This is a genomic window from Pseudomonas triticifolii (assembly GCF_014358015.1).
Classification (GTDB): Bacteria; Pseudomonadota; Gammaproteobacteria; order Pseudomonadales; family Pseudomonadaceae; genus Aquipseudomonas; species Aquipseudomonas triticifolii.
In genome coordinates this window covers 1-13,430 of the sequence record NZ_JACONV010000018.1, presented here as the reverse complement: position 1 = coordinate 13,430, position 13,430 = coordinate 1, and the positions used below count along the sequence as shown (strand labels likewise).

General features: G+C 60.8%; 14 protein-coding genes. 5 read left to right on the top strand and 9 right to left on the bottom strand.

The features are described from left to right. Positions 1–13: 13 nt before the first annotated feature. The 6 genes from rodA to H8S56_RS19165 all read right to left on the bottom strand — a co-directional run bounded on the left by rodA (position 14) and on the right by H8S56_RS19165 (position 5,945). The gene (gene rodA, locus H8S56_RS19190) at positions 14–1,117 is read right to left on the bottom strand and encodes a rod shape-determining protein RodA (RefSeq protein ID WP_005753105.1); all 1,104 of its coding nucleotides are present in this window, start codon (positions 1,115–1,117) and stop codon (positions 14–16) included. Between the two features lie 31 nt (positions 1,118–1,148). Continuing rightward, positions 1,149–3,044, bottom strand: a complete 1,896-nt coding sequence (mrdA, locus tag H8S56_RS19185) for a penicillin-binding protein 2 (protein ID WP_187519512.1) — start codon at positions 3,042–3,044, stop codon at positions 1,149–1,151. 28 nt (positions 3,045–3,072) lie between these two features. After that, positions 3,073–3,540, bottom strand: coding sequence for a 23S rRNA (pseudouridine(1915)-N(3))-methyltransferase RlmH (gene rlmH / locus H8S56_RS19180; RefSeq protein WP_187519511.1), 468 nt, complete (start codon positions 3,538–3,540; stop codon positions 3,073–3,075). Between the two features lie 9 nt (positions 3,541–3,549). Further along, positions 3,550–3,936, bottom strand: a complete 387-nt coding sequence (gene rsfS, locus H8S56_RS19175; protein ID WP_073168650.1) for a ribosome silencing factor — start codon at positions 3,934–3,936, stop codon at positions 3,550–3,552. A 61-nt stretch (positions 3,937–3,997) separates the two neighbouring features. Further along, on the bottom strand, positions 3,998–4,666 hold the full coding sequence (gene nadD, locus H8S56_RS19170) for a nicotinate-nucleotide adenylyltransferase (protein WP_187519510.1): 669 nt from the start codon (positions 4,664–4,666) through the stop codon (positions 3,998–4,000). Between the two features lie 13 nt (positions 4,667–4,679). After that, a complete protein-coding gene (locus H8S56_RS19165; protein WP_024688033.1) occupies positions 4,680–5,945 on the bottom strand; it encodes a glutamate-5-semialdehyde dehydrogenase in 1,266 nt (421 codons plus the stop codon). 271 nt (positions 5,946–6,216) lie between these two features. Here H8S56_RS19165 and H8S56_RS19160 point away from each other — a divergent pair, with 271 nt between their 5' ends. Further along, positions 6,217–6,888: a DNA-3-methyladenine glycosylase gene (locus H8S56_RS19160; protein WP_187519509.1), complete on the top strand. Its 672-nt coding sequence runs from the start codon at positions 6,217–6,219 to the stop codon at positions 6,886–6,888. Between the two features lie 3 nt (positions 6,889–6,891). Then, the gene (locus tag H8S56_RS19155) at positions 6,892–8,208 is read left to right on the top strand and encodes a bifunctional DedA family/phosphatase PAP2 family protein (protein ID WP_024688035.1); all 1,317 of its coding nucleotides are present in this window, start codon (positions 6,892–6,894) and stop codon (positions 8,206–8,208) included. 139 nt (positions 8,209–8,347) lie between these two features. Here the strand turns inward: H8S56_RS19155 and H8S56_RS19150 are convergent, their stop codons facing one another. Genes H8S56_RS19150 through H8S56_RS19140 form a run of 3 tightly spaced genes read right to left on the bottom strand, consistent with a single transcriptional unit; the run spans position 8,348 to position 10,024 of the window. Next, positions 8,348–8,938, bottom strand: a complete 591-nt coding sequence (locus H8S56_RS19150; RefSeq protein WP_024688036.1) for an LON peptidase substrate-binding domain-containing protein — start codon at positions 8,936–8,938, stop codon at positions 8,348–8,350. Positions 8,939–8,948: 10 nt separating this feature from the next. Continuing rightward, a complete protein-coding gene (locus H8S56_RS19145; RefSeq protein WP_024688037.1) occupies positions 8,949–9,665 on the bottom strand; it encodes an LrgB family protein in 717 nt (238 codons plus the stop codon). Beyond that, positions 9,662–10,024: a CidA/LrgA family protein gene (locus H8S56_RS19140; RefSeq protein WP_187519508.1), complete on the bottom strand. Its 363-nt coding sequence runs from the start codon at positions 10,022–10,024 to the stop codon at positions 9,662–9,664. The genes H8S56_RS19145 and H8S56_RS19140 overlap by 4 nt, the downstream gene beginning before the upstream one ends. A 204-nt stretch (positions 10,025–10,228) precedes the next feature. On the opposite strand from H8S56_RS19140, the gene H8S56_RS19135 reads away from it, so the two are divergent. From H8S56_RS19135 to H8S56_RS19125, 3 genes are all read left to right on the top strand, one after another. Continuing rightward, positions 10,229–10,684, top strand: a complete 456-nt coding sequence (locus H8S56_RS19135) for a MaoC family dehydratase (protein WP_024688039.1) — start codon at positions 10,229–10,231, stop codon at positions 10,682–10,684. A 137-nt stretch (positions 10,685–10,821) separates the two neighbouring features. Then, positions 10,822–12,549, top strand: coding sequence for a C13 family peptidase (locus H8S56_RS19130; RefSeq protein ID WP_187519507.1), 1,728 nt, complete (start codon positions 10,822–10,824; stop codon positions 12,547–12,549). Between the two features lie 27 nt (positions 12,550–12,576). Further along, entirely contained in the window at positions 12,577–13,218 is a 642-nt protein-coding gene (locus H8S56_RS19125; protein WP_024688041.1) for an oxidoreductase, read from the top strand. The last annotated feature ends 212 nt before the right edge of the window (positions 13,219–13,430 follow it).

Sequence of the window (13,430 nt, the reverse complement as noted above, 5' to 3'; positions counted from 1 at the left end):
TTGTTCACCTTAATCAAACCTGAGCGATCCATTTGCGATGTGTGTGGATCGACATCAAAACCCCAAACGCTGACAGTAGGGTCACGAGCGAAGTTCCGCCGTAACTAATGAAGGGCAGCGGGACACCTACAACCGGCAGCAGGCCACTGACCATACCGATGTTGACGAAAACGTAAACAAAAAACGTCATGGTCAGCGCGCCTGCGAGCAATTTACCGAACAGCGTCTGCGCCTGAGCGGTAATGACCAGCCCGCGACCGATCAGCAACATATAGATGATCAGCAGCGCACAGATCCCCACCAGCCCGAACTCTTCACCCAGTACCGCAATGATAAAGTCGGTGTGGCTTTCCGGCAGGAAGTCCAGATGCGACTGCGTGCCCAGCAGCCAACCCTTGCCAAACACGCCGCCCGAACCGATGGCCGCCTTGGACTGGATGATGTTCCAGCCGGTGCCCAGCGGATCACTTTCAGGATCGAGGAACGTCAGCACGCGCTGCTTCTGATAATCGTGCATGAAGAAAAACCACATCGCGACGGCCGCCGGTACGGCCGCGGCCAGCACGCTGATGATCCAGCGCCAGCGCAGGCCGGCCATGAACAGCACAAATGCACCCGAAGCCAGAATCAGCAACGACGTGCCAAGGTCCGGCTGACGCACGATCAGAATGAACGGCACGCCAATCAGCGCCAGGCTCACGGCCACATGCTTGAGGTGCGGCGGCAAGGTGCGCTTGGACAAGTACCATGCAATGGTCGCCGGCATGATGATCTTGAGAAATTCCGAGGGCTGGAAGCGAATGACCCCGGGAATGTTGATCCAGCGGGTCGCGCCCATGGCGTTATGGCCCATCACGTCCACGACCACCAGCAACAGCACGCCGAGCACATACAGAACCGGCACCCAGCGGGCCATGAAACGGGGCTCGAGCTGGGCGATGACCACCATGGCGACCAGACCGATGCCGAACGAGCTGGCCTGCTTGATCAGCAGGTCCCAGTTCTTGCCGCTGGCCGAATACAGGACAAACAGGCTACCCGCCGCCAACGTCAGCAGCAGGATCAGCAGCGGACCATCGATATGGATGCGCTGCAGGAAGGTGGCGCGACGGCGCATCACATCTTCGCTGGACAGGATGCGGTCGAAATTACTCTTCACGGGCCGCAGCCTCCAGATTCAGGGAGCCGGCGTACTCAGGCTTGAGCTGGCCGTTCTCGTCGAGCAGCCAGGCATCCATCACCTGACGGACCACGGGAGCAGCCACGCCGGAGCCGGACTCGCCGTTCTCCACCATGACTGCCACAACGATTTTTGGATTGTCGGCAGGCGCGAAGCCGACGAACAGGGCGTGGTCACGATGCCGTTCCTGAACCTTGGTGCGGTCGTACTTCTCGCCCTGCTTGATTGCCACGACCTGCGCCGTGCCGCTTTTGCCGGCGATGCGGTATTGCGCACCGATGGCGGCCTTGCGCGCCGTACCGCGCGCGCCGTGCATCACTTCCTGCATGCCGTGGTTGACCCTGGCCCAGTTGGCCGGGTCGCGCAGGATGATGTCCGGCATCGGGTTCTCGTCCACCGGCGGCTTGCCTTCAATGGTTCTGGCCAGATGCGGCCGGTTCCACACGCCTTTGTTGGCCACCAGCGCAGTGGCCTGCGCCAGTTGCAGCGGTGTGGCCTGCATATAGCCTTGGCCGATCCCCAGAATCAGCGTCTCGCCGGGGAACCAGGCTTGCCTGCGAGTGGCGCGTTTCCAGTCCCGCGACGGCATCAGGCCTGCGGACTCTTCGAACATGTCCAGCGAGACCTTCTGGCCGATGCCGAACTTGTTCATATAGGTGGAAAGCCGATCGATACCCAGCTTGTGGGCCAGATCGTAGAAGTAGGTATCGTTGGAGCGCATGATGGCGGTGTCCAGATCGACCCAGCCGTCACCGGTACGGTTCCAGTTACGGTATTTGTGGTCGTAATTGGGCAACTGATAAAAGCCCGGATCGAACACCCGCGAAGCAGGTGTCACGACACCGGCATCCAGCCCGGCAATGGCCACCGCCGGCTTGATGGTCGAACCGGGCGGATACAAGCCGCGCAGAATGCGGTTGAACAGCGGCCGGTCGATGGAATCGCGCAACTCGGCGTAGGCCTTGAAGCTGATACCGGTCACGAACAGGTTCGGGTCGAAGCTCGGCGCGCTGACCATCGCCAGCACCTCACCGGTTTTCGGGTCCAGCGCCACGACCGCACCTCGACGCCCGCCCAGCGCGGCCTCGGCGGCTTCCTGCAGATTGATGTCCAGGCTCAGGACAATGTCCTTGCCGGGGATAGGATCGGTGCGTTTGAGCACCCGCAATACACGGCCTCGGGCGTTGGTCTCGACTTCTTCATAACCCACCTGACCATGCAACTCAGGCTCGTAGAAACGCTCGATGCCGGTCTTGCCGATGTGGTGGGTGCCGCTGTAGTTGACCGGATCGAGGCTCTTGAGCTCTTTCTCGTTGATCCGGCCCATGTAACCGACCGAATGCGCGAAGTGCGGCCCCTGCGGATAATGCCGAACCAGTTGCGCCACCACCTCGACGCCCGGGAGGCGGAACTGATTGACCGCAATCAGCGCAATCTGCTCTTCAGTCAGCTCAAAAAGGACGGGCACCGGCTCGAACGGCCGTCGCCCCTGCTTCATGCGCTTTTCGAAAATGATGCGGTCGTCAGGCGTGAGTTGCAGGATCTCGACAATGGTGTCCAGTACAGCGGACCAGTCGCCGGAGCGCTCGCGTGTGACAGAAAGGCTGAAACTGGGCCGGTTATCGGCTACCACCACGCCGTTGCGGTCGTAGATCAGGCCACGGCTGGGTGGAATCGGCTGAACGTGAACCCGGTTATTTTCAGACAGGGTCGAGTGGTAGTCGTACTGAATGACCTGCAGGAAATACAAACGAGCGACCAGCACGCACACCAGCAACACGACCGCCACAGCACCGAACACGACCCTGCCGCGCACCAGGCGTGCGTCTTTCTCGTGGTCTTTTAGGCGGATCGGTTGAGACATTTAGGCCGTATTCACAATAAAAACGATGCTACTTGTGATAAGGGTGCCCGGACAGAACGGTCCAGGCGCGATACATCTGCTCGCCGATCAGGATACGCACCAACGGGTGCGGCAAGGTCAACGGCGACAGCGACCAGCGTTGCTCGCTGCGTGCACAGACTTCCGGCGCCAGCCCCTCGGGGCCGCCGACCATCAGGTTGACCGTGCGGGCATCCAGGCGCCAGCGATCGAGTTCGACCGCCAGTTGCTCGGTGCTCCACGGTTTTCCGTGCACCTCCAGCGTGACGATCCGCTCGCCCGGCTGAACCTTGGCCAGCATCGCGTCGCCTTCCTGACGAATGAAGCGCGCGACGTCAGCGTTCTTGCCACGGGTATTGAGCGGAATTTCCACCAGTTCAAGCGCAAGCTCGGAGGGCATCCGTTTGGCGTACTCGTGCCAACCTTCTTCCACCCACTTGGGCATGCGCGAACCAACGGCGATCAGACGCAAACGCACGATAATGCCTTATTCGTTACCTGGAGTGTGGTGTGCAGCGCTGGCTGCGCGGCTCTGCTCGGCACCTTGCCACAGACGCTCCAGGTCATAGAACTGGCGTGCAGCAGCAGTCATCACGTGAACGATGACGTCGCCCAGGTCCAGCAATACCCAGTCGCTGTCGCCCTTGCCTTCTTCGCTCAACGGCATGAGGCCTGCAGCCTTGACCTTCTCGCGAACGCTGTCGACCAGAGCGTTCAACTGGCGGTTGGAAGTACCGGTGCAGATCAGCATGTAGTCGGCGATGCTGGTCTTGTCGCGCACGTCGATGGCCAGAATGTCTGCGCCCTTGACGTCTTCCAGTGCGGCGGTTGCCACGGCGACGACTTCTTCACTGCTCATTTTTTGCTTTGTCATATAAAACTCATTCAGCTCGTATGTGTGGGAGCGTCCAAACGCTTATCTGTAAAAAGCAGTTTCAGGACGACCCATCTGTGTTCGGCGCACGGTAAAGCCCGTGCACATCGATATAGGCCAGTACCGCGTCTGGCACCAGAAAACGTACCGACTTACCGCTGGCCAGCAGTTGACGGATCTGGGTGGCAGACACCGATAAAGGCGTCTGCCAGACGAATGTAATGTTGCCGCCCGGGCCTTTAAGGGCCTTGGGACCGCTTACAGCGCGTGCCGCCAGCAGGTTGCGCATGGCATCTGGCGACTCGCTGTCTGCGTCCGGGCGTTGCAGCACCACGATATGGCAGTGCTCCAGCAATTCTTCCCACCGATGCCAGGAGGGCAGCCCGCAAAAGGCATCCCAACCCAGCAACAGAAACAACTGGTCCTGAGGCGCGAGTTCGGCGCGCATCGATTCCAGGGTGTCGAGGGTATACGACGGTTTGTCCCGTTTCAGCTCACGGTCATCCACCGTCAAAAGTGACACGCCCTGCACAGCACTGCGGACCATCGCCAGACGATCCTCGGCCGTGACACTCGGCATGTCGCGATGCGGTGGCCTGGCGCTGGGCGTCAGGCGCAACTCATCGAGTTCCAGCAGCTCGGCCACTTCCAGCGCTCCGCGCAAGTGACCGATGTGCACCGGATCGAACGTGCCCCCAAGCATGCCGATACGTCTGGGCAACGCTGTCATGGGCTCGCTCAAGTCAGGCTTGTCCGCGCAGTTGACCGTCACCGATCACGATGTACTTCTCGCAGGTCAGCCCTTCAAGGCCGACCGGACCGCGGGCGTGCAGCTTATCAGTAGAAATGCCGATCTCGGCACCCAACCCGTATTCAAAGCCATCGGCGAAGCTGGTCGGCGCATTGACCATGACCGAACTGGAGTCGACCTCGGCCATGAACCGGCGAGTCTGACCCTGATGGTCCGAGACGATGGCATCGCTGTGGTGCGAGCCGTAGTGGTTGATGTGCTCGATGGCTTCATCCAGACCGGTGACGATGCGAATCGACAGAATCGCCGCCAGATACTCGGTGTGCCAGTCTTCTTCGGTCGCCGCAATCACGTCGATCAGCTCGCGGGTGCGTTCACAGCCACGCAGCTCGACGCCCTTCTCACGAAACTGCGCAGCCATCGGCGGCAGGAAATCGGCGGCGACGGTCTGGTCGACCAGCAGGGTTTCCATCGCGCCGCAAATACCGTAACGATAGGTCTTGGCGTTGAACGCGATCTTTTGCGCCTTCGCCAGATCGGCATGGGCACTCACATACACATGGCAGATACCGTCCAGGTGCTTGATGACCGGCACGCGGGCGTCACGGCTGACGCGCTCGATCAAACCCTTGCCGCCACGCGGTACGATGACGTCCACGTACTCAGGCATGGTGATCAACGCGCCCACGGCAGCGCGGTCGGTGGTTTCGACCACTTGCACCACAGCAGCCGGCAGTTCGGCGTCCGCCAGACCCCGTTCGATGCAGGCGGCAATCGCACGATTGGAATGAATGGCCTCGGAACCGCCGCGCAGAATGGTCGCGTTACCGGACTTCAGACACAGGCTTGCAGCGTCGATGGTCACGTTCGGACGCGACTCGTAGATGATGCCTACAACACCCAGCGGCACGCGCATCTTGCCGACCTGAATACCCGATGGCCGATAGCTCATGTCGCGGATAGCACCCACCGGATCCGGCAGACTGGCGACCTGACGCAACCCGACGATCATGCTATCGATGCGTGCGGGGGTCAGGGCCAGACGTTCCAGCATGGCCGGCTCAAGACCGTTGGCCTGACCGTTGGCCAGGTCCAGCGCATTGGCGGCAGACAGCTCGGCACGGGCTTCGTCCAGAGCGGCGGCAGTAGCCAGCAGGGCGCGGTTTTTCTGCGCGGTGCTGGCACGGCCGATCACTCGCGAAGCTTCGCGGGCGGCGCGACCCAGGCGGGTCATGTAGTCAAGAACGGACTCAGTCATGGTCTCAGAGGTCTTGGCAGAGAGGAAAGCGGCCGATTATAGCTGTCGTGCCGCCCGAACGACAGCGCAGACAGGCGGATGGTCGATAACAGTGCGCAGTTTTCTGCAACTGCCGTGATCGGGAGTGGTCCAGACACCGCCATGGCGGCATCAGACGTGTGTGCAGCCAGTCACGTTCAGAAACAACAAAGTCGCCCTGGATGACACATTCAGCTGCAATTCAAAATGCGCTTGTTATTATCGGCACCTTCCCGTTTTCAGTTGCCTGCCTATGCCCACCGCCCTTCCCGACTGTTTTTTCAATCGCGACGCCCAGGTGCTCGCGCGCGATCTGCTCGGCAAGGTCATTCGGCACAAGGTCGGCGGGCTATGGCTCGCCGTGCGCATCATCGAAACCGAAGCCTATTACTGCGCAGAAAAAGGCAGCCACGCCTCGCTGGGCTACACCGAGAAGCGCAAGGCGCTGTTTCTGGAAGGCGGCCACATCTATATGTACTACGCGCGGGGCGGCGACTCGCTGAACTTCAGCGCTGAAGGTCCCGGCAACGCGGTGCTGATCAAGTCAGCACATCCGTGGATAGATGCCGTCAGCGACGAAAACGCGCTGGCACAGATGCAGCTCAACAACCCCGATGCTAGCGGTGCCATGCGCCCGCCACAGCGACTGTGCGCAGGCCAGACCCTGCTGTGCAAGGCGCTGGGCCTGAAAGTCCCGACGTGGGACGCAAAACGTTTCGATCCCCTCAGGTTGCTGGTGGAGGATGTGGGCGAGCAACCGACCCGCATCATCCAGACCACTCGGCTCGGCATTCCTGCCGGTCGTGATGAACACCTGATGTACCGCTTCGTCGATGCCGATTACGCGCGTTTCTGTACGCGGAACCCTCTCAGGCGCGGTCAGGTCGAAGGCCGCGACTACTTACTTCTCGATCAAGGAAACTGACCCATGGGCGACCTGCTCAATGGCATGACCGGCTGGCTGACGGCAAACCCTTCCTGGGTTGCCGTCGCGATTTTTCTGGTGGCATTCATAGAATGCGTTGCGATTGTCGGGATCGTTGTGCCGGGCACAGTGATCATGTTCGCCATTGCCGCGCTGGCCGGCAGTGGCATCCTGCCGTTGAGCGAAGTGTTGTTGCTGGGTTTTCTGGGCGGGTTGCTGGGTGATGCGGTCTCGTATTTCATCGGCCGTCGCTTCCACCAGAACATCCGCCAGTTGCCAGGGCTGCGAACGCACCCGGAATGGATGACAGGTGCTGAGTCCTATTTCCACAAGTATGGCATTGCCAGCCTGCTGGTCGGACGCTTCATCGGGCCGCTGCGGCCCATGCTGCCGATGATCGCCGGCATGTGCGACATGCCGTTCCCGCGTTTTGCGGCGGTGAGTGTCGTGGCCGCCGCTGGCTGGTCGATCGCTTACCTGATGCCAGGGTGGGCAGCCGGTGCGGCGATCAGGCTGCCACTCCCAGAAGGTTTCTGGACCGAGGCCGCGTTCGTCGGCGCAGGTCTGGCGCTGCTGTTCGGTTTGAGCATTCAAAGCAGCATTCGGCAGAAACGCTACGCGACCAAGGCGATTTCACTGATCAGCCTGGCACTGGTTGCCGCATTGTTCATCGGCTGGCCGTACCTGACGGATTTCGATAATGGCCTGATGACCCTGGTGCAGGAGCACCGCAGCGAAACCGCTCAACACATTGTGGTGCTGGTCACCAGCATCGGCGACTTCAAGGCGCAACTGCTGGCGGCTGCGCTGCTGATCATAGCGCTGCTGGTCGCAAGGCAATGGCGTCATGCAGCGTTCGCACTGGCGACCACGCTGGGCACCGCCGTCGCGAACGGCACGCTGAAAGCATTTTTTGCCCGCGCCCGGCCAGAAGTACTGGTCGATCCACTCACCACTTACAGCATGCCGAGCGGACACAGTTCGGCGGCGTTTGCGCTGTTCATGACTCTGGCGGTCCTGGCGGGCCGAGGCCAGCCGGTGCGCCTGCGCCTGACCTGGTTACTTGTATTCGGAATTCCGGCCCTGGCGATTGCCCTGTCGCGGGTCTATCTGGGCGTGCACTGGCCAACGGATATCCTGGCCGGCATGCTGCTGGCATTCTGCATCTGCGCCGCGAGCCTTGCGATCATTCAGCACAAAGAACCGCTGCCTGCCATGTCGCCCAAGGTCTGGTGGCTGGTCCTACCGACCCTGACTGCGCTGCTGGGTACCTTTGCGGTGCACGCTTTGTCGCATGGTGTGCTGCGTTATCAGTATTGATGGTGCTGGATAAACGCAAAACTTGTGGGAGGCGGCTTTCCGGCGATTGCGCCTGATCAGTCACTCATCAGGCGCTTCAGATACCGCTTCGCCGGCAAGCCGCCTCCCACAGCTTGATCAACTGCCAGGCGGCGCAGGCTCAAGCCTGCAAATCGCCCTGCATTTCATCCAGCAATTCCTGAATCGCATCCAGACGCTCTTCGGGATCGTCGATTTCCAGCAGTTCGATCTTGTCTTCTTCAGCGAACGGCAGCAGGTACGCCAGTTGATTGGCCAGCGATTGCTGTCCTTCAGCGGTCACGCCCATGTTCAGCGACGCGACCATCGGGTGCTCGGCCAGCGCTTCGAGCAGCGCCACCAGATCGGCATCCTCTTCCTGTAGCGGGCGCTCTTCGGGTTCTTCCAGCCACTCGACCTCACCTACCAGCAACTGGTCGCGCTGTACCTCTGCGCCCACCACCCGAAAGCGCCGTGCGCCCACCACGCGAATGCCCAACAGGCCGTTGTCCTGCTGCTGAAAGTCCTGAACCAGCGCCTCGCAGCCAATCAGCGAGTAGCCACCCGGTGCCGAACCGGTTTCGCTGCCCTGGGTAATACACACGACACCAAACCCAGCACCCTGCTTCATGCAGCGGCCAATCATGTCCAGATAGCGCGCCTCGAACAGTTGCAGGTCGAGCACGCACCCCGGAAACAGCACAGCGTTCAGTGGAAACAAAGGCAACGTCATAACAAGCCCCTCAAACGACCAACGACATTGCCAACGGCAGAAACAATGCCGTCGCAACCCCCATCAGACTCATCGCCAACGCAGCGAAAGCCCCTGCCTCCTCGCCTTCCTGAAGCGCGACGGACGTGCCGACCGCGTGTGCGGTCAGGCCCAGCGCCATGCCTCGGGCAGCGTGGTTTTCGACACCGGCCAACGACAACAGCCCTGGGCCGAAAATGGCACCGAAAACGCCGGTAATCAACACGAACACCGCTGCCAGCGCGGCCACGCCACCCATCTGCTCGGCCACCAGCATGGCAATGGGCGAGGTGACCGATTTAGGTGCCATGGTCATCAGAATCATGTGATCGGCGCCGAACAGGATTCCCAATACCACGCACAGCCCCGTCGCAAAAACGCCGCCAATCACTAGCGTAGTCAAGGTCGGCCAGAACAACTGGCGAATCCGGCGCAGATTCAGATAAAGCGGCACGGCCAGCGCAACCGTCGCAGGGCCCAGCAGAATGCCGAGTATTTCAGTGCTTTTACGGTATTCGGCGTAATCCAGACCACAAATAAGCAGAATACCGATCACCACCAGCATGGACACCAGCACCGGCTGTAGAAACAGCCAACGGGTTCTCTCATACGCGACGATAGCCAGTTGATAAGCACCCAGTGTGATGGCAATCCCGAATAACGGATGGTGGATCACCGATGCCCACGCGCCGTACCAGTCCAGATTCATGACGGCTCCCGGCGGCGAGCCTGACGCTCGATAAGCTTCTGCATCAGCCAGCCCACGAATGTCAGCGAAATCATCAAGGACAGCGACAGGGTGCCGAAAATGGCCCAGAAATCCTCGGCGATGGCGGCGGCGTACACCATCACGCCCACCGCTGGCGGCACCAGCAGCAGCGGTAGATAACGCAGCAGGCTACTGGCGGCCATGCTGACCGGCTCGCTCACCTCACCGCGCAGCATCAAATAGCCCATGAGCAGTACCAGGCCGATGATCGGCCCTGGCAGCATCGATAGAAACAGATGGTTGAGCGCCGTTCCCAACAATTGGAACAGCACCAGCCATGTCAAACCCCGTAGCAACATGAGCACTCCCGCACGCTAGACAGATCCGGCGAATTCACGGCCGCATTATAAACATGACACGCCAGTGCCTATGAGCAGGTATTCGCACGCATGACGCTGCTTGACCAACCGGCAACCCTCTGCTGATCTTGTGGTTCGCCCGCGGGCGATATCCTACGCGGTCATCAGCATTACGCTACAACACCAAAAGACAAGGAGAGTGACATGCCTGTTGTACCTGTTTCAGAACTCACGAACTACATCGGCAAGGAACTGGGATGTTCCGACTGGCTCACCATCGATCAGGAGCGTATCAACCTGTTCGCCGAAGCGACGGGGGATTTCCAGTTCATCCATGTCGACCCGGTCAAGGCTGCACACACCCCGTTTGGCGCCACCATCGCGCACGGTTTTCTCTCGCTGTCGCTAATCCCCAAGCTCATGGGTGACCTGCTGGTGATGCCGGAAGGGATGAAGATGGTGATCAACTATGGACTGGACAGCGTGCGTTTCATCCAGCCGGTGCTGGTCAACTCCCGCGTGCGCCTCAAGGTCGTGCTGACCGACGCCACGGAAAAGAAGCCTGGCCAATGGCTGCTCAAGGCAACCACGACCTTGGAGATAGAGGGCCAGGAAAAGCCGGCCTTTGTGGCTGAACCGCTGTCCATGTGCTTCGTGTAACACCTCTGAAAAACGAAACAGTCGTAACAGACTGTTTCGTACCCGTTACTCACTGCGGCATACTCTCCGACGGTTGAAACCAATACATCTGCCCAGCAGAGCCGGTTCAACGCTGAATCACTCGTTCGGGATCTCACATGCGCGCGCTCGCCCCACTGGCTTTGACACTCTTGATCGCAGGTTGCGGTGATGGCGAATCACTGCTGCCTCCCGACGGCCGTCTTGCGGATGGCGGGCGTTACCGCGGCGATGTGGTTGACGGCCTGCTGCAGGGCCGGGGCCGCATCGATTACCCCAACGGCAGTTGGTATGAGGGCCAGTTCGATCACGGCATGAGACAAGGTGCGGGCGAACTGCACGCCAGCAATGGCGACATTTATAAAGGTGGCTTCGAACAGGGCCTTTACAGCGGCCAGGGTCGACTGACCACTCGCAGCGGCGCGACCTATGTCGGCGGCTTCAGGCTGGGGCTGCGCGACGGCGAAGGCACCCAGAAAGACAAAGGCATGCTGTACCGCGGCCAGTTCAAGGCGGGCGTGTATGAGGGCCCAGGCCGCCTGGAGCTTGAAGACGGCAGCCAGTTTCAAGGCCTTTTCGCCAATGGCAGACCCAACGGCGAAGGCGTGCGCAGCGATGCCAGCGGCAATCAGTACAGCGGCACGTTCGTCGATGGCCAGTTGCAAGGCAACGGCAGCTTCAGCAGCGCTGATGGCGACCAGTACGTGGGTCGCTTTCGCAACAATCAACTCGACGGCACCGGCCGCTATGAAAACAGCGACGGTGATGTGTGGAGCGGCGAGTTCAGAGAAGGCGCGCTGACAGGCAAGGGCGAGCTGATCGGCTCCGACGGTAGCCGCTATCAGGGCGAATTCAACAACTGGCGCTTCTCTGGACAAGGTCGACTGCAACTGCCCGATGGCAGTCAGTATGTCGGAGAGTTCGCTGACGACACCTACCACGGTGACGGCGTCCTGACGGCGGCCGATGGAGCCGTGCAGCGCGGCATCTGGGCCAATGGCCAACGCATTCGCGACGCCAAGGGCAAACTGTTGCCCGACGCGCTGGAAGCGGGCCTGCTCGCACAGGGCTCGCTACTGGAAAAAGCGCTGGCCGCCGTGCCCGCCTCCACCTCGACGCCTGAGCTGTACAGCCTGGTAGTGGGCGGCGATGGCAAGCAGAGTGTCTTCATGCGCGAAGCGGACTATGTCAGCAATCTGCTGGCCACACGCTTTGGCGCAGTGGGACAGATCAGCTTGGTCAACCATCGCGACCACATGGATGACCGGCCGATGGCCACCCGCGAGACCATCACCCGTGCCGTGCAGACACTGGCGCAGCGCAGCGGCCCTGAAGACCTGATATTCATCTACCTGACCAGCCACGGCACTCAGGACCATGAACTGGTGCTGGACCAGCCACGCCTGTCGCTGGCCGACCTGCCCGCCGACGCGCTGGCCGCGGCCCTCGCCCCGTTGAAGAATCGCGACAAGGTCGTGGTGATTTCGGCCTGTTACTCCGGCGGGTTCATTCCGGACCTCAAAGACGAGCGCACGCTGGTGATGACCGCATCGCGCGCCGACCGGGTTTCGTTCGGCTGCTCGGAAGAGGCAGACTTCACCTATTTCGGCGATGCACTATTCGGCAGGGCGCTGGTCCAAACCGATGACTTGCAGCAGGCGTTCAACGACGCCAAGGCCTATGTCGCCCGACGCGAAACCGAAGATAATTTTGAAGCTTCAGAACCGCAGATCTGGGCCCCCAAAGGCGTTATTGCCCGCTGGCAGCTGTTACGCAAGAATCAGGCAGAACGCGCGCTGAATACGGCGTTGAATCGCAAGGAAGCGAAGACCTCGACTAGCCGCTAGGCTTATCCGTATCAAGGGAGAAACATTATGTACTTGACGCCGCAACACATTCTGCTCGCAGGTGCGACAGGCCTGACCGGCGAACATCTGCTGGATCGCCTGCTCAATGAGCCCACCGTCAGCCGTGTACTCGCCCCGACTCGCCGGCCTCTGGCTGAACATCCCCATCTTGAAAACCCGGTAGGCGACCTGACCACGCTGCTGCCGTCGCTGGGTGGTCGGGTAGACATCGCCTTCTGCTGCCTGGGCACGACCATCAAGCAGGCCGGCTCGCAGGACGCCTTCAAGGCTGTGGACCTGGATCTGGTCGTGGCATTTGCCAAGCGTGCACGCGAGCTGGGAGCCCGGCACCTGCTGGTGATCAGTGCCGTGAGTGCCGACGCGAAATCCAGCGTGTTCTACAACCGTGTCAAAGGCGAGATGGAACAGGCGCTCAAAAGTCAGGACTGGCCGCAACTGACCATTGCCCGCCCCTCTCTGCTGATAGGCAATCGCCCGGACACCCGCTGGGCCGAACAACTGGCTGCGCCGATCGCCAAGCTGATCCCCGGCAAATACGGCGCCATCGAAGCCTGCCAACTGGCCCGAGCCCTCTGGCGACTGGCGCTGGAAGAGCAGGATGGCGAGCGTATCGTCGAGTCGGATGAACTGCGCAAGCTCGGGAAATAAACAGCACACGCGCGGCGATAGCGCACATGCCTGATCCTGTCGAACCCAACGCAACTTACCGATTACACGCGCTTTCGTGAGAGCAAGCTTGCTCGCGAATAGATCGGTACATTCATCCCGTGGGAGCGGACTTGTCCGCGAAGGGGCGGTGTATTCAGCCGAAGTGGTGCGTCTGGAAGGCAGTCTTCGTGGACAAGTCCACTCCTACAGGT

Bases quoted from the DNA above. Each gene is read 5' to 3' on its own strand.
- H8S56_RS19150 (WP_024688036.1), bottom strand. From the start codon at position 8,938: ATGACGTTGCCTTTGTTTCCACTGAACGCTGTGCTGTTTCCGGGGTGC.
- rsfS (WP_073168650.1), bottom strand. From the start codon at position 3,936: ATGACAAAGCAAAAAATGAGCAGTGAAGAAGTCGTCGCCGTGGCAACC.
- H8S56_RS19125 (WP_024688041.1), top strand. From the start codon at position 12,577: ATGTACTTGACGCCGCAACACATTCTGCTCGCAGGTGCGACAGGCCTG.
- H8S56_RS19160 (WP_187519509.1), top strand. From the start codon at position 6,217: ATGCCCACCGCCCTTCCCGACTGTTTTTTCAATCGCGACGCCCAGGTG.
- H8S56_RS19130 (WP_187519507.1), top strand. From the start codon at position 10,822: ATGCGCGCGCTCGCCCCACTGGCTTTGACACTCTTGATCGCAGGTTGC.
- H8S56_RS19145 (WP_024688037.1), bottom strand. From the start codon at position 9,665: ATGAATCTGGACTGGTACGGCGCGTGGGCATCGGTGATCCACCATCCG.
- H8S56_RS19140 (WP_187519508.1), bottom strand. From the start codon at position 10,024: ATGTTGCTACGGGGTTTGACATGGCTGGTGCTGTTCCAATTGTTGGGA.
- rodA (WP_005753105.1), bottom strand. From the start codon at position 1,117: ATGCGCCGTCGCGCCACCTTCCTGCAGCGCATCCATATCGATGGTCCG.
- H8S56_RS19165 (WP_024688033.1), bottom strand. From the start codon at position 5,945: ATGACTGAGTCCGTTCTTGACTACATGACCCGCCTGGGTCGCGCCGCC.
- mrdA (WP_187519512.1), bottom strand. From the start codon at position 3,044: ATGTCTCAACCGATCCGCCTAAAAGACCACGAGAAAGACGCACGCCTG.
- H8S56_RS19155 (WP_024688035.1), top strand. From the start codon at position 6,892: ATGGGCGACCTGCTCAATGGCATGACCGGCTGGCTGACGGCAAACCCT.
- nadD (WP_187519510.1), bottom strand. From the start codon at position 4,666: ATGACAGCGTTGCCCAGACGTATCGGCATGCTTGGGGGCACGTTCGAT.
- H8S56_RS19135 (WP_024688039.1), top strand. From the start codon at position 10,229: ATGCCTGTTGTACCTGTTTCAGAACTCACGAACTACATCGGCAAGGAA.